The organism is Microvirga arvi, from assembly GCF_016892765.1.
Classification (GTDB): domain Bacteria; phylum Pseudomonadota; class Alphaproteobacteria; order Rhizobiales; family Beijerinckiaceae; genus Microvirga; species Microvirga arvi.
In genome coordinates this window covers 80,023-104,393 of sequence record NZ_JAFEMD010000001.1, presented here as the reverse complement: position 1 = coordinate 104,393, position 24,371 = coordinate 80,023, and the positions used below count along the sequence as shown (strand labels likewise).

Sequence of the window (24,371 nt, the reverse complement as noted above, 5' to 3'; positions counted from 1 at the left end):
CCTCCCCCGCAAAGGGGGAGGGTTATGCGTCTTATCCCCGGAGCACCGCGCCGGTCTTCTTCGACACTTCGCCGACGATCTTGGCGGATACCGCCTCGATCTCCACGTCGGTGAGCGTCTTCTCGGTCGGCTGCAGCGTGACGGCGATGGCGACCGACTTCTTGTCCGGGTCGATGCCGGTGCCCTCATAGATGTCGAACACGTCGACGCCCACGATCAGCTGGCGTTCGGCCGCTTGTGCCGCCTTCACGATGTCGCCGGAGGCCACGTCGCGGCCGACCACGAAGGCGAAGTCGCGGGTGAGCGGCTGGAAGTCGGGCAGGTTCAGCTTCGGCTTCATCTTGGTCGGCTTCGCCTTGGGCGGCGGGAGCGCGTCGAGGTTGAGCTCGAAGGCGACCAGCGGACCCTTCAGGTCGAGGGCCTTCAACACCTTCGGGTGAACCTCGCCGAAGGCGCCGACCACGTTCTTCGGCCCGAACTGCAGGGTGCCCGAACGACCGGGATGGAACCAGGCTGGGCCGCCGGCGACGATCTGGAGTCCGCCGGCCGGGATACCGAGCGCTGCGAGCAGCGCCAGCACATCCGCCTTGGCGTCGAAGGCATCGACGACCTGAGCCCCGCCGTTCCAGTGACGGCCCACGCCCTCAGCCCGCGCCGTGCCGCGACGGACGGCGGCCGCCTTGGTGGACTGACCTTCCGGCTCGTCCGACGCGAAGGTCTGGCCGACCTCGAAGAGGGCCACGTCACCGAACCCACGATCCGCATTCCGCTGCGCCGCCTTGAGAAGGCCCGGCAGCAGGCTTGGACGCATGTCGGACAGTTCGGACGTAATCGGATTGGCAAGCGCCAGCCGCGCATCGCCGCCGCCGAACAGCTCCGCCTCGCTTTTCGCGATGAAGGACCACGTGACGGCCTCGACCAGTCCGCGGACGGCCAGCGAACGGCGGGCGAGCCGGGTGCGCTTCTGGATCAGGGTCAGAATGGGCTTCGCCACCGCAGCTTCCAGCCGCGGCAGGGGTGTGGATTCGATGCGGTCGAGGCCGGCAATGCGGATGACCTCCTCGACGAGGTCGGCCTTGCCTTCGACATCGGGCCGCCAGGAGGGAGGCGTGATGCTGACACGCTCGCCCGAGCCTTGAATGGCGAAGCCCAGCTTCCTCAGGGTCGCCTCGGCTTCCGCAGGCGGCACGTCGAGACCGGACAGGCGCGGAACCTCGGACCAGGGGAACGCGATGACGCGACGTTCCTCCGGCACCCTGCCGGCGACCACGGCCTGCGTCGGCTCACCGCCGCAGAGGTCGACCACCATCTGCGTGGCGAGATCGAGACCCGGCACGGTGAAGGCCGGATCGACGCCGCGCTCGAAGCGGTAGCGCGCATCGGTGATAATCCCGAGCCTGCGGCCCGACTGCGCGATGTTGAGCGGATCCCAGAGCGCGGATTCGATCAGCACGTCCGTGGTGGTCTCGTCCGATCCGGAATGCTCGCCGCCCATGATGCCGGCAATGGATTCGACACCGCTCTCGTCGGCGATGACCACGGTGCCGGGATCGAGCTTGTAGGTGCGCCCGTCGAGGGCCAGCACCTCCTCGCCCTCCTTCGCCCGGCGGACGGTGAGGTTGCCCTTCACCTTCTTCAGGTCGAACACGTGAAGCGGACGGCCGCGGTCGAAGGTGATGTAGTTGGTGATGTCGACGAGCGCGTTGATCGGGCGAAGGCCTATGGAGAGCAGCCGGCGCTGCATCCATTCCGGCGACGGGCCGTTCCTCACGCCGCGCACGAGGCGCAATGCGAATGCCGGGCAGAGCTTCTCGTCGCCAGGCGCGAGATCGAGCGTCACCGAGACCGGGCAGTCGCCCTTGCCCTGAACAGGGGCAACGGCATCGCCCTTGAGCGTGCCGAGCCCGGCGGCTGCGAGATCGCGGGCGATGCCGTGGATCGAGGTGCAGTCCGGACGGTTCGGCGTGAGGTTGATCTCGATCACCGGATCGTCGAGGCCGGCATAGGTCGCATAGGGTTGCCCCACCGGCGCATCCGCCGGCAGATCGATGATGCCATCGTGATCGTCGGAGATCTCGAGTTCCGAGCCTGAGCACAGCATGCCCGCGCTCTCGACGCCGCGGATGGTGCCGACGCCGAGCGTGATGTTCTTGCCCGGGATGTAGGTGCCGGGCGGCGCGAACACGCTCTTCATGCCGGTGCGGGCGTTGGGCGCGCCGCACACGACCTGGATCGGGTCGCCCTCGCCCGTATCGACCATGCACACGCGCAGGCGATCGGCATTGGGGTGCTGCACGGCGGAGATCACATAGGCGACCTTGTACGGCGCCAGCGCCTTCGCTTTGTCCTCGACCCCTTCGACCTCGAGGCCGATGCGGGTGAGCGTCTCGACAATTTCGTCGAAGGAGGCTGTGGTGTCGAGATGATCCTTCAGCCAGGAGAGGGTGAATTTCATTGGTACTCTCCTTTAGGAAGTCAATCCACTGACGAGGCTCGGAATGTCGAGCGGGCGGAAGCCGTAATGGTTCAGCCAGCGCACATCGGCCTCGAAGAAGGGGCGCAGGTCCGGCATGCCGTATTTCAGCATGGCGATGCGGTCGATGCCCATGCCCCAGGCGAAGCCCTGGTACTCGTCCGGATCGAGCCCGCAATTGCGCAGCACGTTCGGATGGACCATGCCGCAGCCGAGAATCTCGAGCCAGTCCGTGCCCTCGCCGAAGCGGATCTCGCCGCCTTTGCGCGAGCACTGGATGTCGACCTCGGCCGAGGGCTCGGTGAAGGGGAAGAAGGACGGGCGGAACCGCATCTTCACCTGCTCGACCTCGAAGAAGGCCTTGCAGAACTCCTCCAGCACCCACTTCATGTGCGCGATGTTGGCCTGCTTGTCGATGACGAGGCCCTCCACTTGGTGGAACATCGGCGTGTGGGTCTGGTCGGAATCATGACGGTAGGTCCGGCCCGGAATGATCACGCGGATCGGTGGCTTCTGCGACGTCATCGTGCGGATCTGGACCGGCGAGGTGTGCGTGCGCAGCACCTTGCGCTTGCCCTTCCCGTCGGGGGCGAGGAAGAAGGTGTCGTGCATCTCGCGGGCGGGATGGCCCTCGGGGAAGTTCAGCGCCGTGAAGTTGAGATAATCCGTCTCGATATCCGGTCCCTCGGCCACGGAGAAGCCCATATCGGCGAAGATCGCCGTCAGCTCCTCGATCACCTGGCTGATCGGGTGGATGCGGCCGCGGGATTCGGGCGCCTCCGGCACGGGGAGCGTCACGTCGATGCGCTCGGCGGAGAGACGGGCTTCGAGCGCTGCTTCCGCGAGCGTTTCCTTCCTGGTCGCAATCGCGCCCTGCACCTTGTCGCGCAGGCCGTTGATGAGCGGTCCGCGTTCCTTCCGCTCGTCGGGCGTCATGGCGCCGAGGGTCTTCAGGAGGTCAGAGACCGAGCCCTTCTTGCCGAGCGCGGAAACGCGCACGGATTCCAGAGCCGCCTCGTCGCCGGCGGCTTCGACCTGGGAGAGCAGGTCACGTTCGAGTTGGTTGAGATCGTTCATCGGTCCCTGGCCAGATGCAAGCGCCAAATACAGGCGCCTTGAGTGAGGCGCGGCGCGGGAACCGTCAAGTCTTCCGAGCCGCGAAATGGCTGCCGACAGCTCGATTCAGCCGTCAGCGCGGATGGTCTCGGAGAAGGGGGGAATAAGGCGGTGCGGCTGAAGGCCAGCCGCACCGGAGCTCAAGTCTATCCGACTTAGGCTGCCTGCTGCGGCAGGGCGGCCTTGGCGCGCTCCACGTAAGCGGCGAAGGCCGCCGGCTCGTGGATGGCCATCTCGGACAGGACCTTGCGATCGACCTCGATCCCAGCCTTGCCGAGACCGTCGATAAATCGGGAATAGGTCATGTCGTGCAGGCGGACAGCGGCGTTGAGGCGCTGGATCCAGAGAGCGCGGAAGGTGCGCTTCTTGTTCTTACGGTCGCGATAAGCATATTGCATGCTCTTGTCGACCGCCTGCTTGGCGATGCGGATGGTATTCTTGCGACGGCCGTAGAAGCCTTTGGCGGCTTTCAGGACCTTCTTGTGCTTGGCGTGGGACGTTACGCCACGTTTGACGCGGGCCATTTAAAAAACTCCTTCAAAATCCGGGATGTGGGAAGAACCGCCTTAGCCGTTCGGCAGGAAGAACTTCTTCACGTTGTACGCGTCGCCCTCGAACATGGTCGTGGTGCCGCGCAGGTTGCGGATCTGCTTGTTGGTCCGCTTGATCATCCCGTGGCGCTTGCCGGCCTGGGCGTAAACGACCTTGCCGGTGCCAGTGATCTTGAAGCGCTTTTTCGCGCCCGACTTCGTCTTCAGCTTGGGCATTTGGCTCTCCTTTGGACAGGCCTCTAAAGCGGCAAAGCCGCCCTTCGGCCTTTTCATTGCTGCATTGAGCAAAACGAACCGCCACGGCAGCCCTAACAGCCGGGCGGTTCGATGAAGGCGGCCTTATGACAGAAGGCGGCCCCAAAAGCAATGGCCACCAGGGTGCTGGTGGCCATGAATTTCTCCATTGGAGGAGCCTCTTAGCGCGGCGCCAGGACCATGACGACCTGACGGCCCTCGAAGTTCGGCTCCATCTCGACCTTGGCGAGATCGCCCACATCGGCCTTGACCCGGTCCAGAACCTTCAACCCGAGCGACTGGTGCGCCATTTCGCGGCCGCGGAAGCGCAGGGTGATCTTCACCTTGTTGCCTTCCTCGAAAAAGCCCTTCATCGCCTTCATCTTGACCTCGTAATCGTGGTCGTCGATGCCGGGACGCAGCTTGATTTCCTTGACCTCGACCGTCTTCTGCTTCTTGCGGGCCTCGGCGGCCTTCTTCTGCTCGAGAAAGCGGAATTTGCCGTAATCGAGGATCTTGCAGACGGGAGGGGTGGCGTTCGGCGAGATCTCCACGAGATCGAGGCCTGCCTCTTCGGCAACCTTCAGGGCGTCGAAGAAGGCCATCACGCCTCGGTTCTGCCCCGTATCGTCGATCAGCTGCACTTCGCGAACACCGCGAATGTCTCGGTTGGCGCGCGGTCCGTCCTTCTGCGGCACCGGCATGGCTCTCATTGGTCTGCGAATGGCTCGTATCTCCTGTTGAGGGCTAGGCTGGGGATCGGAGATCCCAAGGGATCCCTGCTGTGCATGCTCAGCCTTGCCGCGAATGATTCGACATTTCGCGCAAACGCGCGGGAAGTCAACTTGTTCTATGGGTAAAACGACCCTCCAGGAGGGCGGAATAGACATCCAGAGTGCCCGATACCATGCGCTCGAGCGAGAAATGGCGCTCCACATGGGCTCGGGCCCTGGCGCTCAAAGCGATTCTCGCGCTGGCCCCAAGGCTGAGCGCGGCACCGACCGCCTCGGCCAGCGCGTCCGCATTGCCGGCCGGAATGCGCCAGCCCGTGCGCTCATGCGGCGGGACGGCCGGCGGGGACAAGACTGTCTCGGGCACGGCGCCGAGATCGGAGACGACCACCGGCGTTCCCATGGCCTGCGCCTCCACGGCCGAGCGGCCGAAAGCCTCGGGCTCGGTGGACGGCACCGTGACGACGGAAGCCGCGAGGAAGGCCGCCGGCATGTCGGTGCAATGACCGACCCGCCGCACGATGCCTTTCAGCTTTTTGGCCTCGATCATGGCGTCGAGGTCCTTCACGTAGGAGTCCCGCCCCTGCGGATCACCGGCAAGGATATAGGCGACGTCGGTGAGACCGGCGTCCCGCAGCTTGGCGGCCGCTTCGATCAGCACCTTCTGGCCCTTCCAGCCGGTCAGGCGGGCGGCGAGCAGCACGACCCGCTCGTGTGGCGCCACCTCCCAGGCCTTGCGCAGGGCCTCGATGCGCTCCGGCGCCACCGCATGGGGAGAGAAAACCGAAAAGTCAGTCCCCCGGTGGAGCACGCGGATGCGCTCGCCGGACTGGGGATAGACGGAGCGGATCAGCTCACCCGTGTAGCGGGAGTTGGCGATGACCGCATCACCCCTGGCCATCACCGAGTTGTAGAGGACCTTCACCGAGGAGCGGCCGGAATAGCTGCCGTGATAGGTCGTCACGAACGGAATATTGAGGGAGCGTGCGGCGCCCAGACCCACCCAGGCCGGGGCCCGGGAGCGGGCATGGACGAGCGAAACCCGCTCGTCATGGCAGATCCGGGCGAGCTTGCGCACATTGAGGAGCATGGAAAACGGGTTCTTCGAAGCCGCCGGAAAGGGAATCCAGATGCCACCCTTAGTCTGGAGCTCGCCCACCAGCCGGCCGCCTTCCGTGGCCACCAGGGCGCGGGCGCCGGCATGGACCAGCCCCTCGGCGATATCGACGGTGGTGCGTTCCGCCCCGCCCGCCTCCAGTTCGGGGACGATTTGGAGAATGGTCCTGCCCGCCAGCGGGTGCACGTGCGAGGACGGAAATGCCATCCCTCCGCCGGGTCGCGATGAAAAACTCACGGAAGTCAGAGCCTTCTCAAAAGAATCGTCCAAAAGAATCGTCTATGAACGCTTGCTTCAAAGCAGTTGAGGATGAGTTAACCATGCCGCAAAGCGTCACGGTCGGCCAGGATGCCCGCCCCATCGCCGTTCTCGCCCGGGAGGGCAAGGGCCCGCCTGTAGTCTGGCTCGGCGGCTTCAAGTCCGACATGCGGGCGACCAAGGCGACCGCACTCGACGAATGGGCGGAACGGTCAGGCCGCGCCTTCGTGCGCTTCGACTACAGCGGTCACGGCGAGTCGGGCGGCGTCTTCGAGGAGGGCACGATCTCCCGCTGGCTGGAGGATGCGCTCGCCGTGATCGAAGGGTTCGTCCGTGAGCGTCCGATCCTCGTCGGCTCGTCCATGGGTGGCTGGATCGGCCTTCTGGCCGTGCGCCATCTCATGGAGAAGCGGCCGGATCTCGCCCCCGCAGGAATGGTGCTCGTCGCTCCGGCCGTGGACATGACCGAGCGGCTGATGTGGGGACGTTTTCCCGAGGATCTGAGGCAGAGCGTTCAGGAGACTGGCGTCTATCACCGCCCTTCCGCCTACTCGGAGGATCCCTACCCGATCACTTGGAAGCTGATCGAGGACGGACGCAACCACCTCCTCCTCGACGGGCCGATCCAGACCGGCTGCCCGGTCCATATCCTGCAGGGGATGGAGGATCCGGATGTGCCCTGGAGCCATGCGCTGGAACTCGTTGAGCACCTGCCGGGAGACAGCGTATCGCTGACTCTGATCAAGGACGGCGACCATCGGCTCTCCCGGCCGGAGGATATCGAGCGGCTGATCGCGGCCGTCGCGGCAATCGCATAGGGAAGTAGTGAGGCGGTGAGCCTTAGTGGAGACTCACCGTCGTCAGGTCGTGTGCCCAGGCATTGGCCACGGCGGCGTCGTGGTTGTCGGTCAGCAGGATGGGCTCGCCGCTGGCGGACAGGAGCGCGAAGAGGCGCATGCCGGGCTGGAGCTTGGGAGCCTGGGGGAACAGCCGGGCGACCTCATCGGATTCCAGCGGCTTCACATAGGCCATCTGGCCAAGACCCAGGGCGGCTAGCTCCGACACGTCGATAACCGGCTCGTGGTGGTTCTTGATCTCGAAGTTCATGGACATCTCCTTATCGAACGATGCCGTCACACATTGTCCGGGGCGCTGATGTCGATCTTGCGGATGATCCGCTCCGGCTCGGGCCGGACGAGATCGATCGACAGAAGGCCGTTGGACAAATCCGCACCCATGACCTCCATGCCATCGACGAGGAGGAAGGTGCGTTGGAACTGACGGGCGGCAATGCCGCGATGTAGGAAGTGCCTTGTCTTGTCGTCGGACTGGCGCCCCCGGATGACGAGTTGGCTCTCCTCCAGGGTCACCTCCAGCTGGTCCCGGGTGAAACCGGCAACGGCCAGGGTGATGCGGAGGCGCTCGGGGGCGTGCTCGGTACGAGCCAGACGCTCGATATTGTAGGGCGGGTAGCCGTCCCCTGCTGCCTTGGCGACCCGATCGAGCGCCTGCTCGATCTCATCGAAGCCTAACAGAAACGGATGCCCGAAGGGCGACTGACGCGACATATTCGAAGCCCAAGGTTAGAGGCACTTCGGTTGGTTGTTGAGCCCGCTGATGCGGCACTCAAGTGGCTCGAAACCGAGCCGCTGTCAGCAATATGGATACGGCGCCCCGCCCTATCAAGACCCCTGCAAAGCCGCTCCGCCTGGGGTCCGCGCCAAGGTAAACGCGCCGTTTCGGCCTAGACCCGCTCCCGCCACCAGGCGATCTGCTCGGCCACCTGGACGGGAGACGTTCCGCCGAAGCTCGTCCGCGACCGGACGGAGTTCTCGACGCCGAGCACGTCGTAGATGCCCTTGTGGATCTTGGGCTCGACGGCCTGCATGGCGTCCAGCGGCAACTCCTCCAGGGAGCAGCCCCGGTTTTCCGCTTCGGAGACGATCCGCCCGGTGATGTGGTGGGCATCCCGGAAGGGGATGTTGAGGCTGCGCACGAGCCAGTCGGCCAAGTCCGTCGCCGTGGAGAAGCCGGCCCCGGCCACCGCCGCCATGCGCTCCGGCACCGGCTCCAGGTCCCGGATCATGCCCGTCGTGGCGGCAAGCACGATCTCGATGGTATCGGCCGCATCGAAGACCTGCTCCTTGTCCTCCTGCATGTCCTTGGAATAAGCGAGCGGCAGGCCCTTCATGACGGTGAGCAGCGAGAGGAGGGAGCCGATGACGCGCCCGGTCTTGCCGCGCACCAGTTCGGCGGCGTCCGGGTTGCGCTTCTGCGGCATCATGCTGGAGCCGGTGGTCCAGCGGTCGGGCAGGCGCACGAAGCCGAAGGGGGCCGACATCCAGATGATGATTTCTTCCGCCAGCCGCGACAGATGCACGGCGCTGATGGAAGCCGCTGCCATGAACTCCAAAAGGCTGTCCCGATCCGAGACGGTGTCCAGCGAATTGCGGGTCGGGCCGTCGAAGCCCATCGCCTTCGCCGTCATGTGCCGGTCGATCGGGAAGGACGTGCCGGCGAGCGCGCCGGCCCCAAGAGGACACTCGTTCAGGCGCCTGCGGGAATCGCGGATGCGGCCGCGGTCGCGGCCGAACATCTCCACATAGGCCATGAGGTGATGCCCGAAGGTCACCGGCTGGGCGCTCTGGAGATGGGTGAAGCCCGGCATCACGGTGGCGGCATGGGCCTCGGCCTTGTCGAGGAGCGCCTTGATCAGGCTGGTGAGCTGCTCGTCCGCTCGGTCGTGGGCCTCGCGCACCCAGAGGCGGGCGTCCGTGGCGACCTGGTCGTTGCGGCTGCGGGCGGTGTGGAGGCGGGCCGCCGGATCGCCGACGATCTCGCGAAGCCTGCTTTCCACGTTCATGTGGATGTCTTCGAGCGCGGTGGAGAAGGTGAAGGAGCCGGACTCGATCTCGCCCAGCACCCGCTGGAGCCCCTGGTGGATGGCATCCCGATCGCTCTCGGCGATGATGCCCTGCTTGGCGAGCATGGCGCTGTGGGCGATGGAGCCCTGGATGTCCTGGGAGGCCAGACGCTTGTCGAAGTCGATGGAGGCGTTGATGGCCTCCATGAGCGCGCTGGGCGAGGACGAGAACCGCCCGCCCCACATGGTGTTGGCACCCGGTTTTTTGGCTTCTTCAGACACTGTGCTTCATCCGATCAAGAGGGTCGGGCAGCCTTTGCCACAGTTTGCCCCCTGAGGCCAACCCGGTTCGATGCACCACTCATAGGCAGGCTGAACTAAAGACTGCACAACGTTTGCCAGTTTAAAACCAGTTGCTAGACTCGACATCGCTTGTGTGATTTGCATTCATACTGGCGCAACAAAAGCGCTCCGAGCGCTGTAAGGGAATGGCCAAATGAAGCGACTTCCGAAATTTCTCCTATCTGCTGCCATGGTGGCGACCATGGCAACCTCTTTCGCTGCCGTACAGGCAGCTACGCCAGCCGACACCCTCGTCCAGGCCTGGCAGAGCGACGACATCATCTCGCTGGATCCGGCCGAGGTGTTCGAGTTCAGCGCGTCCGAGATCATCGGCAACACCTATGAGCGCCTGATCACCTACGACATCAAGGACGTGTCCAAGATCTCCGGACAGGTCGCCGAGTCCTGGACCGTCTCCCCGGACGGCAAGACCTTCACGTTCAAGATCAAGCCGAACAAGAAGTTCGCCTCCGGCAACCCGCTCAGCGCCGAGGACGTGGTGTATTCGATCCACCGCGCCGTGGCCCTCGACAAGTCCCCGGCGTTCATCCTGGGCCAGTTCGGCCTGACGAAGGACAACGTGAAGGACAAGGTCAAGCAGACCGGCCCGCTTGAGATGACCTTCGAGGTCGACAAGGCCTATGCGCCGACCCTGGTTCTCTACTGCCTCGGCAACTCCGTCGCCTCGATCGTCGACAAGAAGCTGCTGGTCCAGAACGAGAAGGACGGCGACTACGGCTATAACTGGCTGAAGACCAAGTATGCCGGCTCCGGCCCGTACATCATGCGCGACTGGAAGGCCAACGAGGTCCTCGTCCTCGAGCGCAACCCGAATTACGAGAAGAAGACCCCGCTCGCCCGCGTGATCTTCCGCCATATCAAGGAGACCGCGAGCCAGCGCCTGCTGCTCGAGAAGGGCGACATCGACGTGGCCCGCAGCCTCAATCCGGAAGAGATCGCCGCGGTGTCCAAGAACCCGGACATCAAGATCCAGAGCGGCCCGAAGGGAACGGTCTACTATCTCGGCCTGAACCAGAAGAACCCGAACCTGGCCAAGCCCGAGGTTCGCCAGGCCCTGAAGTACCTCATCGACTACCAGGCGATCGCCGACACGATCATGAAGAACAAGGGCGACGTTCACCAGAACTTCCTGCCCAAGGGCTATCTCGGCGCCGAGACCTCCAACCCCTACAAGCTCGACGTCGCCAAGGCGAAGGAACTCCTTGCCAAGGCTGGTCTGAAGGACGGCTTCTCGGTCACGATGGACACCCGCTCCACCGCCGAGATCACCGGCGTCGCCCAGGCGATGCAGCAGACCTTCGCGCAGGCCGGCATCAAGCTTGAGATCCTCCCGATGGATTCGAAGCAGGCCCTGACCAAGTACCGCGCCCGCCAGCACGACATCTATATCGGAAACTGGGGCTCGGACTATCAGGACCCGAACTCCAATGCCGATACCTTTGCTGCCAACGACGACAACTCGGACAATGCGAAGGCGAAGCCCCTCGCCTGGCGCAATGCCTGGGATCCGGGCCCGCTGACTGCCAAGACTCGCGCTGCCGTGATGGAGCGTGACGCCGAGAAGCGCGCTCAGATGTACAAAGAGCTGCAGAAGTCGGTTCTCGACGACGGCCCGTTCGTGATCTTCCTGCAGCAGACGGAAGTTGCGGCCGTGCGCAAGAACGTGGACAACTTCGTCCTCGGCCCGTCCTTCAGCGACAACGACGTGTCTCAGGCAAAGAAGAACTGACATCTCGATGGTCTCAGCAGTCATGAACGGGGGCGGAGGGCACGGCAGTGCCCTCCGCTCCTTCCTTAAGAAACTCGCCCAGTTCGTCATCGTCCTGATGACGACCCTCCTCGGGCTCGTCGCCGTCACCTTCTTCATCGGCCGCGTCGTGCCGATCGATCCGGTCATCGCCATCGTCGGCGACCGCGCTCCGGCCCATGTCTACGAGCGCGTCAGGACGGAACTCGGCCTCGACCGTCCGCTGATCGAGCAGTTCGTCATCTACGTGAAGAAGGCCGCCACCGGCGATTTCGGCAATTCCGTTCTCACCACGAACCCGGTGATGACGGACATCGCCAATGTGTTTCCTGCCACGCTGGAGCTCGCGACGCTCGGCACGCTGATCGGCGTCATCATCGGCATTCCGCTCGGCGTTCTCGCCGCCGTGAAGCGCGGCACGCTGATCGACCAGTTCGTGCGCGTCCTCGGCCTCGTCGGCTATTCGGTGCCGATCTTCTGGCTCGGCCTCATGGGTCTCCTGCTGTTCTACGCCAAGCTCGGCTGGGTGGCGGGACCGGGCCGTATCGACGTAACCTATTCCTATCTCTACACGCCCTTCACGGGCATCGTGCTTCTCGACACCGCCATGCAGGGGCAATGGGACGCATTCTGGGATGCGGTCTCGCACGTGATCCTGCCTGCCTGCCTCCTCGGCTATTTCTCGCTCGCCTATATCAGCCGCATGACGCGCTCGTTCATGCTCAACGAACTGGCGCAGGAATATGTGATCGCGGCGCGAGTGAAGGGCCTGTCCGAGATGCGCGTGATCTGGCGCCACGCCCTGCGCAATGCGGCGGTTCCCCTCATCACGGTGATTGCCCTCTCCTATGCCAACCTGCTCGAAGGCTCGGTGCTCACCGAGACGGTCTTCGCGTGGCCTGGCCTGGGCCAGTACATCACCAATTCCCTGCAGAACGCTGACATGAACGCGGTGCTCGGCGGAACCCTCGTGATCGGGGCCGTCTTCGTGCTGCTCAATCTCGTCTCCGACCTGCTCTACCGCCTGCTCGATCCGAGGACCCGCTGATGGCCGGCGCCCCTCTTGCTGAACAACCGTCAAGCCTCCGGGCCTGGCTTCTCTCCGCAGAGCCGAACTCCCGCTGGCAGGCCCGTCTCGGCCGCTTCTATCTCGGCTGGCGGGCCTTCACCCGGAACCCGCTCGCCGTGGTGGGCCTCAGCGTCGTCGTGCTGCTGGTCCTCGTCGCGATCTTCGCCGATGTGATCGCACCCTACTCGCCTGTGGCGGGCGGCGATCTGCGCACGCAGCGCCTGCTGCCGCCGAGCGCGACCTTCTGGCTGGGCACGGACGATCAGGCGCGGGACATCTTCTCGCGCATCATCTACGGCTCGCGCATCACCCTCTTCGTCATCGTGCTGGTGGCCCTGATCGCGACGCCCATCGGGCTCCTGGTCGGCACCGTCTCCGGCTATCTCGGCGGCTGGGTCGATACGGTCCTGATGCGGACCACCGACATCTTCCTGGCCTTCCCGCGCCTGATCCTGGCGCTCGCCTTCGTGGCGGCCTTGGGCCCCGGCATCGAGAACGCGGTCATCGCGATCGCCATCACCTCCTGGCCGCCTTACGCCCGCATCGCGCGCGCCGAGACCCTGATGATCCGCAACAGCGACTTCATCGCGGCGGTGAAGCTCCAGGGCGCGTCGACGCCGCGCATCATCCTGGGCCATGTGGTGCCGCTCTGCCTCTCCTCGCTCATCGTGCGCGTAACGCTCGACATGGCCGGCATCATCCTGACCGCAGCCGGCCTCGGCTTCCTCGGCCTCGGCGCACAGCCGCCGACGCCGGAATGGGGCGCGATGGTTGCCACGGGCCGCAACTACCTCATCGATCAATGGTGGGTCGCCGCCATGCCGGGCATCGCCATCTTCGTGGTGAGCCTCGGCTTCAACCTGCTCGGCGACGGCCTGCGCGACGTTCTCGATCCGAAGGCCGCCAAATGACCACGCCGCTTCTCGACGTCGAAGATCTGCGCGTCCGCTTCCACCTGCGCACCGGCATTGTGGAAGCGGTGCGTGGCGTGTCGTTCCAGCTCGGCCGCGAGCGCCTCGGGATCGTGGGCGAGTCGGGCTCCGGCAAGTCGCAGACGGGCCGCGCCATCCTCGGCCTCACGCCGCCCCCGGGCGAGGTGACGGCCAAGCGCCTCGCCTTCGACGGGATCGACCTGCTCACCGCCTCGAAGCGCACGCTGCGCACCTTGCGCGGCGGGCGCATCAGCATGGTGATGCAGGATCCGAAATATTCGCTGAATCCGGTCATGACCATCGGCGAGCAGATCATCGAGGCCTACCAGGCCCATGCGAAGGCCAGCCGCAACGAGGCGCGCGACAAGGCGCTCGCCATGCTCGAAGCGGTGAAGATGCGCGATCCCGGCCGCGTGTTCTCGCTCTACCCGCACGAGGTCTCCGGCGGCATGGGACAGCGCGCCATGATCGCCATGATGCTGGTCACCGATCCCGACATGCTCATCGCCGACGAACCAACCTCGGCACTGGACGTGACCGTCTCGATGGAGGTGCTGCGCATTCTCGATGAGCTCGTCACCGAGCGCGGCATGGGGCTGATCTTCATCTCGCATGACCTGAAGCTCGTCTCGTCCTTCTGCGACCGCGTGCTGGTGATGTATGCGGGCCGCGTGGTCGAGGAGCTGGAAGCGAAGAATCTACGGGAGGCGCAGCATCCCTATACCCAGGGGCTGATGCGCTGCCTGCCGACTTTGGCGGACGACGTGCGTCCGCTCCCCACCCTGAACCGCGACCCTTCGTGGGCCTTGTAAGCTGGGTGCAGGAACCATGCTCGATATTCAAAACCTCAATGTCGTCTACGGCACGGGCCGCCTCCGGGTCGATGCCGTCAAGAACGTGAGCTTCCACGTGGAGCCCGGCGCGGCCTATGGACTCGTGGGCGAGTCGGGCTCCGGCAAGTCCACGGTGCTGCGCGCCATCTGCGGGCTTGCGCCGATTTCGGACGGCCGCGTGCTCGTCGATGGACAGGCAGTCACCACGCCGCGCGGCAAGGCGTTCTACCGCACGGTGCAGATGGTCTTCCAGGACCCTTACGCCTCGCTGCATCCGCGCCATACGGTCGACCGCACCTTGTCCGAGCCGCTCGCCATCCACGGCGAGAAGGATGCCGAGGCGCGCATCCTGCAGGCCCTGCGCGAAGTGGGTCTCGGCCCGTCCTTCCGCTTCCGCTATCCGCACCAGCTCTCGGGCGGCCAGCGCCAGCGCATCGCGATCGCCCGCGCGCTGATCCTGCGCCCGAAAGTGCTGCTCCTCGACGAGCCGACCTCGGCGCTCGACGCCTCCGTGCAGGCGGAAATCCTCAACCTGCTCGACGACCTGCGCCGGCGCTTAGGATTGACCTACATCCTGGTGAGTCACGACCTCGCCGTCGTCGCCCATCTGTGCGAGCGCCTTCTCGTCATGCGCAACGGCGAGGCGGTCGAGGAAACCTTGGCGGAGTCGCTGCGCTCGGGCGCAGCCTCGAACGGCTACACTCAGGCCCTGATCCAGGCGAGCCAGGGCTTCACGCGCGTTGCCTCGCAACCGGCCCAGGCTCTGGCCGGTTGACAGTCCTTCCGACGTCCAACCTTTTGATGTGAAAAGATGCCCCACTCTTCTTTGATGCCTGTTTTCGACGGTCACAACGACGTGCTGCTGCGCCTGATGCGCGGCAAGATCCAGCCCGAGCAGGCCTTTCTGGAAGGCGACAATATCGGCCATCTCGATTGGCCGCGCATGAAGCAGGGCGGCTTCGTCGGCGGCTTCTTCGCCGTCTACGTGCCCTCTGAGAGCCTGGGCATCGATGTGGATGAGCTCATGACTCATTCGCACTACGACGTGCCGCTCCCCTCTCAGCTCGCGCTTCCGACGAGCCAGCAGGTGACCGCGCACATGGCCGCCCTCCTGATCCGGATCGAGCGCGCTTCGAACGGCGAGGTGAAGATCTGCCGCAATGCGGCCGATATCCGCCACTGCATCGACACGGGAAAGCTCGCGGCGATTCTCCACATCGAGGGCGCCGAGGGCATCGACCCCGATCTCTACATGCTGGATGTGCTCTACGAGAGCGGCCTGCGCTCCATCGGTCCGGTCTGGAGCCGGCCCAACATCTTCGGCCATGGCGTGCCGTTCCGCTATCCCTCGACGCCCGACACGGGACCCGGCCTGACGGATCGGGGCATCGAGCTGGTACGTGCCTGCAACCGCCTCAAGATCATGATCGATCTCTCGCATCTGAACGAGAAGGGCTTCTGGGACGTGGCGCGGCTCTCCGATGCGCCGCTCGTCGCCACGCATTCCAATGCCTGGGAGATCTGCAAGCACTCGCGCAACCTCACGGACAAGCAGCTCGGCGCCATCCGCGAGAGCCGCGGCATGGTGGGCGTGAACTTCGCCACCTCTTTCATTCGCCCCGACGGCATGCGCAACGAAGATACGCCGCTGGAGGAGATGATCCGCCACATGGATCATCTCATCGAGCATGTGGGCGTGGACGGCGTCGGCCTCGGCTCCGACTTCGACGGCGCGACGATTCCGGCGGAGATCGGCGACGTCACCGGCCTGCCCCGCCTCGTCGACGCCATGCGCCGCCACGGCTACGACGAGGCGACCCTACGCAAGCTCTGCTACGAGAACTGGATGAACGTTCTGGAGCGCACCTGGGGAGGGTGAGACTTTTGGTCCGAACATCTCTCTTTGGTCATCCCGGCTCGGCTTCGCCGTCCGGGATGGCATCCTTCACGTCATGGCCGGGCTCGTCCCGGCCATCTCTATTAGGAAAAGCGCGGCGCTTCAGCGATCGGGATCACCGATACAAGGCCGGTGATGACGTGGAGGGTTAACTTACCGCTCCGCCTTCGACGTCAGCGCAAACACACCGGCGATGCCGCCGACGCCGAGCATCAGCAGCAAGCTCACGGCATTGATCGCGGGCGACGCGCCTTCGCGCATCTGGCCGTACATGGTGATCGGCAGCGGCGCCTCGGAGCCCACCAGCATTAGCGTCGTATTGAAGTTCTCGAACGACATCAGCAGTGCCACGAGACCGGCGCCGATGAGCGCAGGCCACAGAAAAGGCAGCGTGACCGTGCGCAGCACCCGCATGCGGGTGGCGCCGAGGTCGAAGGCAGCCTCCTCCAGCGAGCGGTCGAACTTGCGCAGGCGCGCGGCGATGATGAGAGTCGTGATGGTCAGGATGAAGGAGAGCTGACCGAGCACCACGAGTCCCAGGCCCGGGCGCAGGAAATCGAGATCGGTCTGAAGCCAGTCCTCAAGCCCGTTCGCCAGCCGTGAGAAGAAGGCCAGGATCGAGATGCCGAGAACCACGCCGGGGATGACGAGGGGCCAGAGCATCATCATCGCAAGAAACGTCTTGCCGCGGAACTCGGCGCGTTCCAGCACCCAGGCGTTCACGGTGCCGAGAAGCACGGCGAGCAGCGCCACCGGAATGGCGACCTTGAAGCTGTTGCCGATGCTGCTCAACCAGATCGGATCCACCAGCACGCCCGGCTTGCCGAAGACGGTGCCCGACCCGGTGAACCACTCGAGCGCGAAGCCCCGCCACGGCGGTGACGGGAACGGGCTCGCATTGAAGGCGAAGATCGCCACGATCATCAGCGGGGCGAACAGAAAGAGGTAGAACGCCGCGATGTAGAGCTTCCAGGCGAGGGACGGACGGTTCATGGCGTCAGGCCTGCTTCAGGGTGGTGCCGAGGCTCTGGCCCGTCAGGCGCAGGCCCAGCCACACGATTGCCGAGGATAGCAGCAGGAGCAGCATGCCGAAGGCCGCGCCTTGAGGCCAGTTGAAGCGGGTGATGAACTGCGCGTAGATCTGCTCGGTGAACCACAGCCCGTTCTTGCCGCCGAGCAGCACCGGGGTCGCGAAATTGCCGACGGTGAGCATGAATACGATGATGCAGCCTGCCACGATGCCCGGCATGGCATGGGGGATGACGATCCGGCGCAGCACCGTCCAGCGGCTGCCGCCGAGATCGTATCCGGCTTCGACCACCGCAGGCTCCAGGCTCTCGAGCGCGTTGGCGAGCGGCACGATCATGAAGAGCAGACCGCCATAGACGAGACCGAGGATCACCGCACCGTCGTTGTAGAGAAGCTCCACCGGCTGATTAGCGAGGCCGACCGAGCGCAGCGCGTACGAGATCACGCCCGTCTCGCGCAGCAGCATCATCCAGCCGAGCGTGCGCACGAGCTCCGACACCCAGAACGGCAGCAGGCACAGGAGAAGCAGCATCGCCTTGAGCCGTCCCTGCGCCACGCGGGCGATGTAGAGCGCAATGGGAAAGGCGAGCACGAGGGTGAGCGCCGTCACGAGGATCGACATGAAAGCCGTACGCGCGAAGGTGCGCCAGTAGAGCGGCTCGGTGAAGAACTCCAGATAGTTGCCGACGCCGAAGGCGTAGACCCGCGGCGCCACCCGTTCGCTGAAGGAGAGGATCAGGATCTCCACATGCGGCAGCACGATGAGAAGCCCGAGCCACAGGATGGCGGGCGCGAGCAGCAGGAAAAGCGCGAGGCGCTGCGCCGGTCTCATGGTCATGCGGCGAAGACCTTCATCGCATCGGCCGTCCAGCCCACATGGACCGGCGCGCCGACCTCGATGCCGGCAAGCGGGCCAACTTGCGGCAGCACGGCGCGCACCGGCTGCTCGAAGCCAACCGTGTCGATCAGGAGGCTCGAAGCGGCGCCGTCGAACAGCACGGCCGAGACGCGGCCTTCGAAGCGGTTGGGCAGATTGCCCAGCGCCCCGGAATCCTGCGCCAGCGCCACAGCCTCGGGACGCACGAAGGCGAGCGCGCCTTGGCCAGCCCGGCCCTGCCCCTGCACCACGGCACCGGATGGCAGGCGCACCGAAATGGCGCCGTTCGAGGCGGACGCCGCCTCACCCTGCCAGCGGTTCGTCTCGCCGACGAAGCTCGCAACGAACGGTGTCGCCGGGTTGTGATAGAGTTCGCGCGGGCTTCCCACCTGCTCGAACTTCCCCTGGTTCATCACGGCGATCCGGTCGGACATGACGAGCGCCTCGGACTGGTCGTGCGTGATGTACACGAAGGTGGTGTTGAACGTGCCCTGCAGCTGCTTGAGCTCGATCTTCATATGCTCGCGCAGCTTCAGATCGAGTGCGCCGAGCGGCTCGTCGAGCAGCACGAGGGTGGGCTCGAGCACGAGGCAGCGGGCGATCGCCACGCGCTGGCGCTGACCGCCCGAAAGCGCCGTCACGCGGCGCTCTCCGAACCCTTTGAGGCCGACGCGCTCCAGCATGCGGTGAGCACGTTCCTCGGCTTCCGCGCGGGACACGCCGCGGCAGGTGAGCCCGTAAGCGACATTCTCGCCGACGCTCATCATCGGAAAGAGCGCGAGGCTCTGGAACACCATGTTGACCGGGCGCTTGTTGGCAGGAACGCCGATCATCGATTTCCCGCGGATGCGGATGTCGCCGGAGGTCGGATGCTCGAATCCCGCGATCATGCGCATCAGAGTGGTCTTGCCGCACCCTGAGGGACCGAGGATCGAGAAGAACTCGCCGGGAGCGACGCTGAAGCTCACGTCATCGACGGCGGCATGAGCACCGAAGCGCTTGGTGACGTTGACGATATCAAGGTCGGTTGAATGTGCCATAACGCTGCCGGAACAAGCATAGAAACAGGCATCCCCCGGACAAGCCGGGGGATGTTGGCAATCGAATGGAGGCTTACGAACCGGCCTTCAGACGGTCGAGGATCTTGCCCTCGATCTCCTCGATGCCGGCCGGCACGGCCGGATACCACTTGATGTTGTCGATGGCGGCTTTCGGGAAGCTCTCGGCGAACTGGTCCTTCAGCTTGCCCTGCATGAGTTTGTCGGCGCCGTTCGAGGCCGTGAAGTTGCCGGCGGTCGCAGCGACCTTCGCGGCGATCTCAGGCTTCATGTTGAAGTTGATCCACTTGTAGGCAGCGTCGTCGTTGCGGCCCTTGGCGGGGATCGCGAAGGTGTCGACCCAACCCAGCGCGCCCGACTTCGGCGCGATGAACTTGATGTCGGCGTTCTCGGAATTCAGCTTCCAGCCGCCCGTATCCCAGGCCATGGCGGCCACCACTTCGCCGGAGCGCAGGGCGTTGAGCAACTGGTCCTTGCCGTCCCAGAAGAATTTCACGGTCTTCTTGCACTCGGCGAGCTTGGCGCCGACCTTCTCCATCATGGCCGTGTAGGCCTTGGCGTCGCCATAGGAGGCGAAGGGATCCATGCCGTTGGCGAAGGCGAAGGCGATGAGGGCCGGACGCTTGGAGCGGAAGCTGGTCTTGCCGGCGAGAGCCTGATCGCAGAGGTCGTTGTAGTCGGCGACCTTCGGAGCCGCCTTCGTGTTCACGATGAGACCGTCCGTGCCCCAGATGTGCGGAACGCCATAGACCTTGCCGTCCACGGTGGTGTTCTTCTTGGTCGCTTCCAGCATGGAGGCGATGAACTGGTCGGACTTGATCTTGGACATGTCGAGCGGCTTGTAGATGCCGAACTCCGCCTGTGGGCCAGCGATGCGGTCCTGGCTCGGTTGAACCAGATCGAAGCCGGCGCCCTGCGTCGCGCGGAGCTTCGAGATCATCTCCTCGTTGTTGGAGAGCGTGACCTCGACCTCGATGCCGGTCTCCTTAGTGAACTGCTCCATCACGTCCTTCGGAACGTAATCGGCCCAGGTCAGGAGCCGCAGCTTCTCGGCGGCCTCAGCCGATCCGACGACCATAAGAGCGGCAAGAGCCGTAGCCAGCTTCAGGCCAGCGCGTTTCGTCAACATCCTCGTCCTCCAGTGTGGTTGGGCTTTTACCCATGTTCCCCAGTTGCAAAACTATATGACAGTTGCACGACGCGCCAGTGGTTTTAAGCCGGCTCACGAATCGAGGCCGCAGGCTGACAAGGACTTTTTCTCTCGCTATGGGTACGCTTAGCCCGGCTGGAGCCCTTACGATGCGCACCTTCTACCCCGAAATAGAACCCTACGATCACGGCATGCTCGATGTGGGCGACGGGCACCGCGTTTATTGGGAATTGTGCGGCAATCCGGACGGCAAACCCGTGGTTTTCCTCCATGGCGGTCCGGGCGGCGGCTGTACGCCGACCCAGCGGCAACTTTTCGATCCGGAAAAGTATCGCATCCTGCTGTTCGACCAGCGCGGATGTGGGCGGTCCACCCCCTATGCCAGCCTTGAGGCCAACACCACGTGGCATCTGGTGGCCGATATCGAGCGCCTGCGCGAGATGATCGGTGTGGACAAGTGGATGGTGTTCGGCGGCTCCTGGGGCTCGACGCTCGCGCTCGCCTATGCCGAAACGCATCCCGAGCGCGTGACCGAACTCGTTCTGCGCGGGATCTTTACTTTACGCCGTTCCGAATTGCTCTGGTATTATCAGGAGGGCGCCTCCTGGATCTTCCCCGACAAGTGGGAGGGCTTCCTCGCCCCGATCCCTGAAGCGGAGCGCGGCGATCTCATGGCAGCCTATCGCAAGCGCCTGATCGACCCGGATCCGGCCGTCCAGGCCAAGGCTGCACGCGCCTGGAGTCTGTGGGAGGGCGAGACGATCACCCTCCTGCACAACCAGGGCTACAGCGACCAGTTCGGGGACGAGCACTACGCGATCGCCTTCGCCCGGATCGAGAACCATTACTTCGTCAACGAGGGCTGGTTCGAGGAGGGGCAGCTCATCCGCAACGCCCATCGCCTGAAAGGCATTCCGGGCGTGATCATTCAGGGCCGCTACGACGTCGCCACGCCGCCGAAGACCGCCTGGGACCTGCACAAGGCCTGGCCCGAAACGCAGTTCATCATGGTGCCCGATGCGGGCCACGCGGTGAGCGAGCCCGGCATCACGCATCATCTGATCGAAGCGACGGATGCGTTTGCGAGGGAGTGATCCCTCGCGACACATTCGGCCTCTCACAAAACTCAGTCCTCATCCTGAGGAGCAGCGAAGCTGCGTCTCGAAGGAGGTTCAAGAGAGCACTGGAAGATCCTTCGAGACGGTCACTTCGTGACCTCCTCAGGATGAGGGTGGTGGATTGGCTCAAGCTCTTCCCTTACTTCGCCGTCCAGCCGCCATCCATCGACAGGTTGGCGCCGGACATCTGGCTCGCCGCATCCGAGCACAGGAACACGGCCAGCGCCGCCACCTGATCGACGGTCACGAATTGCTTGGTGGGCTGGGCCTCCAGAAGCACGTCGTTGATGACCTGTTCCTTGGTCAGCCCACGCGCCTTCATGGTGTCGGGAATCTGCTTCTCGACAAGGGGCGTCCAGACATAGCCGGGGCTGATGCAGTTCACGGTGATGCCATGCGTTGCGACTTCCAGAGCCACCGTCTTGGTGAGGCCTGCAATGCCGTGCTTGGCGGCCACATAGGCCGACTTGAAGGGCGAGGCCACGAGCGAATGGGCCGAGGCCGTGTTGATGATGCGCCCCCATCCGCGCGCCTTCATGCCGGGCACGGCGGCACGGATGGCATGGAAGGCGGAGGACAGGTTGATGGCGATGATCTGGTCCCATTTCTCGACCGGGAAATCCTCCACCGGCGAGACGAACTGGATGCCGGCATTGTTGACGAGGATGTCGACGCTGCCGAAGGTCCGTTCGCCCAGCCGCACCATCTCCTCGATCTCGTCGCTTTTCAGCATGTTGGCCGGCGAATAGACGGCCTTGACGCCGAACTCGCTCTCAATGCCGACGCGGGTTTTCTCGATCTCAGCCGCATCGCCGAGGCCATTCAGAACGATGTTGGCGCCTTCCTTGGCCAGAGCGCGGGCGATGGCGAGGCCGATGCCGCTGGTCGAGCCGGTGACGACGGCTGTCTTGGATGTCAAAGTCATGGTCTACTCCGCAGGGGCCTGGATGACAGGCATCAGATGGGACGTGCCATAGCACGAAGCGCAATGTGGGAGTGAGCCTAGCAAAAAGGAGCATGGGCGACAGGTGCTCTGCGCTGGCTCGCCCATGTGCCGGGCGCATGTCCATTGCCCCAACCCGACCGTTGTCTGGACCGCCCCGATATGAGATGGATCGGATGCCGTTCAGCAATGCGATGGGGGCGTGGTGCAGACACCGAGAATTCTTCCCTGCGGCGACAGTGCCCTGACCGTCGAGTTCGGAAGCACGATCGACCCGGACATCAACGGCATGGTTCTCGCCCTCGACGACATCGTCCGCGCCCATGCGCCGGCGGGCCTGGTCGAGACCGTGCCGACCTATCGTTCTCTGACGATTCAGTTCGATCCGGCAGCGACCGATTACGACGCCCTGCTCAGGCTCCTCACCGCGGAAACGAAGGATCTCGCGCCCCGCAATGCGGTGGGGCGGCGCTGGCGCGTGCCGGTCGTCTATGGTGGCGAATACGGCAGCGACCTGGAGGAGGTGGCGGAGATCCATGGCCTGACGCCTGCCCAGGTGGTCGACATCCATGCGTCGGCGGTCTACCGCATCTACATGATCGGCTTCCTGCCGGGCTTTACCTATCTCGGCGGCCTCGACAAGAGGATCGCCACGTCGCGCAGGCTCCATCCGCGGGCAAAAATCCCAGCCGGCACGATCATGATCGGCGGCGAGCAGGCCGGCATCGCCCCCATGGACATGCCGAGCGGCTGGCACAATCTCGGCCTGACGCCCGTGCGGCCCTACGTGCCGGAGCGCGATCCGGTCTTCCTGTTCGCGGCCGGCGATGAGATCGTCTTCGAGCCCGTCGATGCCTCGCGCTGGGAGGCGATGGAGAAGGCCGTGATGGCCGGCGAGCCGGTGGCCGAGGAGGTGCGCCCATGATTGATCTCACGGTCAAATCCTGCGGCCCCATGACCGCCCTGCAGGATCGCGGTCGTCTCGGCTACCAGGGCTTCGGCGTCTCGCCCTCCGGCGCGATGGATCGACGGGCTCTTGCCATGGCGAATGCTCTCGTCGGCAACCCTCTGGAGACCGCGGCCATCGAGTTCGTCAATCTCGGCGGCGCCTTCACAGCGGAGGGCGGCGACCTGCACCTCGCCATCGCCGGCGCGGGCTGCTCCGCAAGCGTCGACGGAACACCGGTCGCGCCCCTGACGTCTTTTGTTCTGAAGGAGGGCCAGACCCTGGAGGTGGGGCATCCTCGCACCGGCACTTTCGCCTATCTGGCAGTGGCCGGAGGCTTTGCGGTCGAGCCGCAGCTGGGGAGCCTCTCGTTCCATCTGCGCTCCCGCCTCGGAGGCCTGAAAGGCGCGCCGCTCCAGGCCGGCAACCGCCTGCCCTGCCGGCCCGAGGCTCAAGGGGGCGAGCCGATGCAGCTGAATGCCGACATCCTTGAGGAGACCGGCCCTCTCCGCGTCATGCTGGGGCCGCAGGACGATTACTTCACGCCGGAAGCCTTGCGCCTGTTCCTGGACAGCGAATTCACCATCAGCCCCCAGGCCGACCGGATGGGTTTTCAGCTCACAGGCCCCAAGCTCGAGCACGCCAAGGGCTTCAACATCGTGTCGGATGGAATCGTCGACGGCCATATCCAGGTGCCGGGCAGCGGCCAGCCCATCGTGCTGATGCGCGACAGGCAGACGGCGGGCGGCTATCCGAAGATCGCCACCGTGATCAGCGCCGACCTTGCCCGTTTCGCCCAGATGCGGTCCGGCGCTGGCGTGCGCTTCAAGGCCGTGGGGCGGGACGAGGCCGTGGCGGCGGCGCGCCTGATGAAGGATTGGATCGCTGCGCTGCCGACGCATCTCACGCCCGTGCGCTACGCCCTGACGACGGAGCATCTGTTGAGCCGCAACCTCATCGGCGGCACGGTCGACGCGCTCTCTCCCGCTCAACACGAATGACAGGAGCGCCTTATCTCTCTTCGAAGGCTAGCTCGTAAATCTCCCACCTCATCCTGAGGAGGCGC

24 protein-coding genes are annotated in these 24,371 nt (G+C 64.7%); 10 read left to right on the top strand and 14 right to left on the bottom strand.

Annotated elements, in window-relative coordinates; all coding sequences use genetic code 11:
- Positions 1 to 31: 31 nt before the first annotated feature.
- The 6 genes from pheT to ILT44_RS00505 form a co-directional block, all read right to left on the bottom strand.
- Entirely contained in the window at positions 32 to 2,455 is a 2,424-nt protein-coding gene (gene pheT / locus ILT44_RS00530) for a phenylalanine--tRNA ligase subunit beta (RefSeq protein WP_204237595.1), read from the bottom strand.
- A gap of 12 nt (positions 2,456 to 2,467) precedes the next feature.
- Complete coding sequence (gene pheS / locus ILT44_RS00525) at positions 2,468 to 3,550, bottom strand: phenylalanine--tRNA ligase subunit alpha (RefSeq protein ID WP_204237594.1); 1,083 nt, start codon at positions 3,548 to 3,550, stop codon at positions 2,468 to 2,470.
- A 194-nt stretch (positions 3,551 to 3,744) separates the two neighbouring features.
- Positions 3,745 to 4,113, bottom strand: coding sequence for a 50S ribosomal protein L20 (rplT, locus tag ILT44_RS00520; protein ID WP_204237593.1), 369 nt, complete (start codon positions 4,111 to 4,113; stop codon positions 3,745 to 3,747).
- A 42-nt stretch (positions 4,114 to 4,155) separates the two neighbouring features.
- Positions 4,156 to 4,356 carry a 50S ribosomal protein L35 gene (gene rpmI / locus ILT44_RS00515; protein WP_204237592.1) on the bottom strand — a complete coding sequence of 67 codons (201 nt, stop codon included), beginning with the start codon at positions 4,354 to 4,356 and terminating at the stop codon, positions 4,156 to 4,158.
- A gap of 200 nt (positions 4,357 to 4,556) precedes the next feature.
- Positions 4,557 to 5,078, bottom strand: a complete 522-nt coding sequence (infC, locus tag ILT44_RS00510) for a translation initiation factor IF-3 (protein WP_239467806.1) — start codon at positions 5,076 to 5,078, stop codon at positions 4,557 to 4,559.
- Positions 5,079 to 5,214: 136 nt separating this feature from the next.
- Positions 5,215 to 6,429 (bottom strand): glycosyltransferase family 4 protein, encoded by a 1,215-nt coding sequence (locus ILT44_RS00505; RefSeq protein WP_204237590.1) that lies wholly within the window; start codon positions 6,427 to 6,429, stop codon positions 5,215 to 5,217.
- A gap of 113 nt (positions 6,430 to 6,542) precedes the next feature.
- Between ILT44_RS00505 and ILT44_RS00500 the strand changes: the two genes are divergently transcribed.
- On the top strand, positions 6,543 to 7,298 hold the full coding sequence (locus tag ILT44_RS00500) for an alpha/beta hydrolase (RefSeq protein ID WP_204237589.1): 756 nt from the start codon (positions 6,543 to 6,545) through the stop codon (positions 7,296 to 7,298).
- A 22-nt stretch (positions 7,299 to 7,320) separates the two neighbouring features.
- On the opposite strand, the gene ILT44_RS00495 is transcribed toward ILT44_RS00500, so the two are convergent.
- From ILT44_RS00495 to argH, 3 genes are all read right to left on the bottom strand, one after another.
- The gene (locus ILT44_RS00495) at positions 7,321 to 7,587 is read right to left on the bottom strand and encodes a BQ00720 family protein (protein WP_204237588.1); all 267 of its coding nucleotides are present in this window, start codon (positions 7,585 to 7,587) and stop codon (positions 7,321 to 7,323) included.
- Positions 7,588 to 7,613: 26 nt separating this feature from the next.
- A complete protein-coding gene (locus ILT44_RS00490; RefSeq protein ID WP_204237587.1) occupies positions 7,614 to 8,048 on the bottom strand; it encodes an Hsp20 family protein in 435 nt (144 codons plus the stop codon).
- Positions 8,049 to 8,224: 176 nt separating this feature from the next.
- Complete coding sequence (argH, locus tag ILT44_RS00485; RefSeq protein WP_372441093.1) at positions 8,225 to 9,625, bottom strand: argininosuccinate lyase; 1,401 nt, start codon at positions 9,623 to 9,625, stop codon at positions 8,225 to 8,227.
- A 214-nt stretch (positions 9,626 to 9,839) separates the two neighbouring features.
- Here argH and ILT44_RS00480 point away from each other — a divergent pair, with 214 nt between their 5' ends.
- From ILT44_RS00480 to ILT44_RS00455, 6 genes are read left to right on the top strand one after another with little or no spacing between them, the layout of a single operon-like run.
- Positions 9,840 to 11,435: an ABC transporter substrate-binding protein gene (locus tag ILT44_RS00480; RefSeq protein ID WP_372441092.1), complete on the top strand. Its 1,596-nt coding sequence runs from the start codon at positions 9,840 to 9,842 to the stop codon at positions 11,433 to 11,435.
- Positions 11,436 to 11,442: 7 nt separating this feature from the next.
- Entirely contained in the window at positions 11,443 to 12,501 is a 1,059-nt protein-coding gene (locus ILT44_RS00475; RefSeq protein WP_204237585.1) for an ABC transporter permease, read from the top strand.
- Entirely contained in the window at positions 12,501 to 13,433 is a 933-nt protein-coding gene (locus ILT44_RS00470) for an ABC transporter permease (RefSeq protein ID WP_204237584.1), read from the top strand. The genes ILT44_RS00475 and ILT44_RS00470 overlap by 1 nt, the downstream gene beginning before the upstream one ends.
- Positions 13,430 to 14,266 carry an ABC transporter ATP-binding protein gene (locus ILT44_RS00465; RefSeq protein WP_204237583.1) on the top strand — a complete coding sequence of 279 codons (837 nt, stop codon included), beginning with the start codon at positions 13,430 to 13,432 and terminating at the stop codon, positions 14,264 to 14,266. The genes ILT44_RS00470 and ILT44_RS00465 overlap by 4 nt, the downstream gene beginning before the upstream one ends.
- A 16-nt stretch (positions 14,267 to 14,282) precedes the next feature.
- Positions 14,283 to 15,062 carry an ABC transporter ATP-binding protein gene (locus ILT44_RS00460; RefSeq protein ID WP_204237582.1) on the top strand — a complete coding sequence of 260 codons (780 nt, stop codon included), beginning with the start codon at positions 14,283 to 14,285 and terminating at the stop codon, positions 15,060 to 15,062.
- A gap of 36 nt (positions 15,063 to 15,098) precedes the next feature.
- Entirely contained in the window at positions 15,099 to 16,166 is a 1,068-nt protein-coding gene (locus ILT44_RS00455; RefSeq protein ID WP_204237581.1) for a dipeptidase, read from the top strand.
- Positions 16,167 to 16,337: 171 nt separating this feature from the next.
- Here the strand turns inward: ILT44_RS00455 and ILT44_RS00450 are convergent, their stop codons facing one another.
- From ILT44_RS00450 to ILT44_RS00435, 4 genes are all read right to left on the bottom strand, one after another.
- On the bottom strand, positions 16,338 to 17,177 hold the full coding sequence (locus tag ILT44_RS00450) for an ABC transporter permease (RefSeq protein WP_204237580.1): 840 nt from the start codon (positions 17,175 to 17,177) through the stop codon (positions 16,338 to 16,340).
- 4 nt (positions 17,178 to 17,181) lie between these two features.
- Complete coding sequence (locus ILT44_RS00445; RefSeq protein ID WP_204237579.1) at positions 17,182 to 18,051, bottom strand: ABC transporter permease; 870 nt, start codon at positions 18,049 to 18,051, stop codon at positions 17,182 to 17,184.
- A complete protein-coding gene (locus ILT44_RS00440) occupies positions 18,048 to 19,130 on the bottom strand; it encodes an ABC transporter ATP-binding protein (protein ID WP_204237578.1) in 1,083 nt (360 codons plus the stop codon). The genes ILT44_RS00445 and ILT44_RS00440 overlap by 4 nt, the downstream gene beginning before the upstream one ends.
- 73 nt (positions 19,131 to 19,203) lie before the next feature.
- Positions 19,204 to 20,277 carry an extracellular solute-binding protein gene (locus ILT44_RS00435; RefSeq protein WP_204237577.1) on the bottom strand — a complete coding sequence of 358 codons (1,074 nt, stop codon included), beginning with the start codon at positions 20,275 to 20,277 and terminating at the stop codon, positions 19,204 to 19,206.
- 170 nt (positions 20,278 to 20,447) lie between these two features.
- Between ILT44_RS00435 and pip the strand changes: the two genes are divergently transcribed.
- Entirely contained in the window at positions 20,448 to 21,392 is a 945-nt protein-coding gene (pip, locus tag ILT44_RS00430) for a prolyl aminopeptidase (RefSeq protein ID WP_204237576.1), read from the top strand.
- Between the two features lie 163 nt (positions 21,393 to 21,555).
- Here pip and ILT44_RS00425 read toward each other — a convergent pair whose 3' ends face one another.
- Complete coding sequence (locus ILT44_RS00425) at positions 21,556 to 22,341, bottom strand: 3-hydroxybutyrate dehydrogenase (protein ID WP_204237575.1); 786 nt, start codon at positions 22,339 to 22,341, stop codon at positions 21,556 to 21,558.
- A gap of 223 nt (positions 22,342 to 22,564) precedes the next feature.
- Between ILT44_RS00425 and pxpB the strand changes: the two genes are divergently transcribed.
- Complete coding sequence (pxpB, locus tag ILT44_RS00420; protein ID WP_307826264.1) at positions 22,565 to 23,284, top strand: 5-oxoprolinase subunit PxpB; 720 nt, start codon at positions 22,565 to 22,567, stop codon at positions 23,282 to 23,284.
- Positions 23,281 to 24,306, top strand: coding sequence for a 5-oxoprolinase subunit C family protein (locus ILT44_RS00415; protein WP_204237573.1), 1,026 nt, complete (start codon positions 23,281 to 23,283; stop codon positions 24,304 to 24,306). The genes pxpB and ILT44_RS00415 overlap by 4 nt, the downstream gene beginning before the upstream one ends.
- Positions 24,307 to 24,371: the final 65 nt, after the last annotated feature.

Coding starts and splice junctions, on each gene's coding strand:
- pheT (WP_204237595.1), bottom strand. CDS start 2,455: ATGAAATTCACCCTCTCCTGGCTGAAGGATCATCTCGACACCACAGCC.
- pheS (WP_204237594.1), bottom strand. CDS start 3,550: ATGAACGATCTCAACCAACTCGAACGTGACCTGCTCTCCCAGGTCGAA.
- rplT (WP_204237593.1), bottom strand. CDS start 4,113: ATGGCCCGCGTCAAACGTGGCGTAACGTCCCACGCCAAGCACAAGAAG.
- rpmI (WP_204237592.1), bottom strand. CDS start 4,356: ATGCCCAAGCTGAAGACGAAGTCGGGCGCGAAAAAGCGCTTCAAGATC.
- infC (WP_239467806.1), bottom strand. CDS start 5,078: ATGCCGGTGCCGCAGAAGGACGGACCGCGCGCCAACCGAGACATTCGC.
- ILT44_RS00505 (WP_204237590.1), bottom strand. CDS start 6,429: ATGGCATTTCCGTCCTCGCACGTGCACCCGCTGGCGGGCAGGACCATT.
- ILT44_RS00500 (WP_204237589.1), top strand. CDS start 6,543: ATGCCGCAAAGCGTCACGGTCGGCCAGGATGCCCGCCCCATCGCCGTT.
- ILT44_RS00495 (WP_204237588.1), bottom strand. CDS start 7,587: ATGAACTTCGAGATCAAGAACCACCACGAGCCGGTTATCGACGTGTCG.
- ILT44_RS00490 (WP_204237587.1), bottom strand. CDS start 8,048: ATGTCGCGTCAGTCGCCCTTCGGGCATCCGTTTCTGTTAGGCTTCGAT.
- ILT44_RS00480 (WP_372441092.1), top strand. CDS start 9,840: ATGAAGCGACTTCCGAAATTTCTCCTATCTGCTGCCATGGTGGCGACC.
- ILT44_RS00475 (WP_204237585.1), top strand. CDS start 11,443: ATGGTCTCAGCAGTCATGAACGGGGGCGGAGGGCACGGCAGTGCCCTC.
- ILT44_RS00470 (WP_204237584.1), top strand. CDS start 12,501: ATGGCCGGCGCCCCTCTTGCTGAACAACCGTCAAGCCTCCGGGCCTGG.
- ILT44_RS00465 (WP_204237583.1), top strand. CDS start 13,430: ATGACCACGCCGCTTCTCGACGTCGAAGATCTGCGCGTCCGCTTCCAC.
- ILT44_RS00460 (WP_204237582.1), top strand. CDS start 14,283: ATGCTCGATATTCAAAACCTCAATGTCGTCTACGGCACGGGCCGCCTC.
- ILT44_RS00455 (WP_204237581.1), top strand. CDS start 15,099: ATGCCCCACTCTTCTTTGATGCCTGTTTTCGACGGTCACAACGACGTG.
- ILT44_RS00450 (WP_204237580.1), bottom strand. CDS start 17,177: ATGAACCGTCCGTCCCTCGCCTGGAAGCTCTACATCGCGGCGTTCTAC.
- ILT44_RS00445 (WP_204237579.1), bottom strand. CDS start 18,051: ATGACCATGAGACCGGCGCAGCGCCTCGCGCTTTTCCTGCTGCTCGCG.
- ILT44_RS00440 (WP_204237578.1), bottom strand. CDS start 19,130: ATGGCACATTCAACCGACCTTGATATCGTCAACGTCACCAAGCGCTTC.
- ILT44_RS00435 (WP_204237577.1), bottom strand. CDS start 20,277: ATGTTGACGAAACGCGCTGGCCTGAAGCTGGCTACGGCTCTTGCCGCT.
- pip (WP_204237576.1), top strand. CDS start 20,448: ATGCGCACCTTCTACCCCGAAATAGAACCCTACGATCACGGCATGCTC.
- ILT44_RS00425 (WP_204237575.1), bottom strand. CDS start 22,341: ATGACTTTGACATCCAAGACAGCCGTCGTCACCGGCTCGACCAGCGGC.
- ILT44_RS00415 (WP_204237573.1), top strand. CDS start 23,281: ATGATTGATCTCACGGTCAAATCCTGCGGCCCCATGACCGCCCTGCAG.